This window comes from Thermogutta sp. (assembly GCF_014359955.1).
Lineage (GTDB): Bacteria > Planctomycetota > Planctomycetia > Pirellulales > Thermoguttaceae > Thermogutta.
This window is the reverse complement of sequence record NZ_JACIYL010001027.1, coordinates 1-1,294: the sequence shown is the minus strand read 5'-3', so window position 1 is coordinate 1,294 and position 1,294 is coordinate 1. Positions and strand designations below refer to the sequence as shown.

Sequence of the window (1,294 nt, the reverse complement as noted above, 5' to 3'; positions counted from 1 at the left end):
ATTCTCAACCCGGAGGACCCTATTCGGGTTCCCTACATTCCTTCCCCGGACTGGAGCCGGGGATTGATTACCCACGAGGCTGGTCAACCGGGCAGTTGGACAGACACCCACGGCTGGAGTAAATTCTTTGGGGCCACGGGGGTAGAATTTGCCGCAGGAGCCTGGGCCGCGAAAGCGGCAAAGGCGAAGCGTTTAACGCAAGCGAAGGAGGCGGCTGTGCGCTTCCTTGGAGAAAATTACCGCATGATTGTGAATGATGCGGGTGACCGTATTTTCTTGTCAGAGGACGGACTACGAAGGCTGCGATTTGACTTGCACAGGCCCTATCCCCATGAAAACCCGCACGTTCACGTGGAAGAGTGTATCGACGGAGTGTGGCGGGGTATGCGAATTTGGCCAAAAGATGTTCCGCCGAGGTGAAACAATGAGAATGCTAGATATCACGACCCAGCAGCCATTGCGAAACGTCATAGTGTACCTGACACGCGAAGAAGCTATTCAGGTTCGCTCAGCCCTTGATCAACTGTTGGCGATCACCGATGACGCAGTTGCGGAACACATTCACATAAACGATTCCGAATACAGGCACGAGCTTACGTTGACGATCTACACCAAGGCCAACATTGACAAGTTCGACGCCAGATCGCGTCAGCTACTTCTCGAAGAGTCATGAGGTCGGCAAAATTTCAGCAGACAACGGGGCAAAATCCGTGCTGCGTTATTACCACAGCGCAGGATTATGGGAGCGGCACAGCATCTTGCGGCCACATCACTCATGTCAACACAACATGTGGTGGGTGTCTTGTGGCGTCTAGGTAAATCTGCGCTGTAGTAGTAGTTGCGGGACTGGCTCCGGAAGTGGGTCAGGCAACGGCAGCCATTGTGGCTTTTTGAAAACTGCATTTTACCCATAGGGCCAACGCAGTCATGCAGCAAGCGATCGTCTTGGGCATAGGGAGTGGACGGTGCGGGACGTTATCGCTGGCCCAGTTGCTGAGCCGGCAGCCAGGCGTAATGGTTTCACATGAGGACCCGCCGCTCTTGCCCTGGGATCGGCAAGCGGGCGACCGTGTCATTCGAGAGCGGTTTGCCCGCTGGCGCCGCACGCGGCAGGCGACCATCGTGGGCGACGTAGCCTCGTTCTATCTGCCGTACGCGGAAGACGCCATTGCGCTGGAACCGGCGATCCGCATCGTGTGTCTCAAGCGGCCGAGGGAAGAAGTGGTACGCAGCTTCTGCCAGTGGCTCGATCGGGCGCAGCCGCTGCCCACGAACCACTGGGCCGTGGAGCCAG

At 57.0% G+C, this 1,294-nt stretch carries 3 protein-coding genes; all 3 read left to right on the top strand.

The genetic code is table 11. The annotated features are described in order from the left end of the window. Positions 1–420 (top strand): hypothetical protein (locus tag H5U08_RS19125; RefSeq protein WP_297036863.1); only part of this gene is annotated, 420 nt, incomplete at its 5' end. A gap of 4 nt (positions 421–424) precedes the next feature. After that, complete coding sequence (locus H5U08_RS19120) at positions 425–673, top strand: hypothetical protein (RefSeq protein ID WP_297036860.1); 249 nt, start codon at positions 425–427, stop codon at positions 671–673. Positions 674–1,014: 341 nt separating this feature from the next. Continuing rightward, a partial coding sequence (locus tag H5U08_RS19115) for a hypothetical protein (protein ID WP_297036857.1) occupies positions 1,015–1,294 on the top strand: 280 nt, incomplete at its 3' end.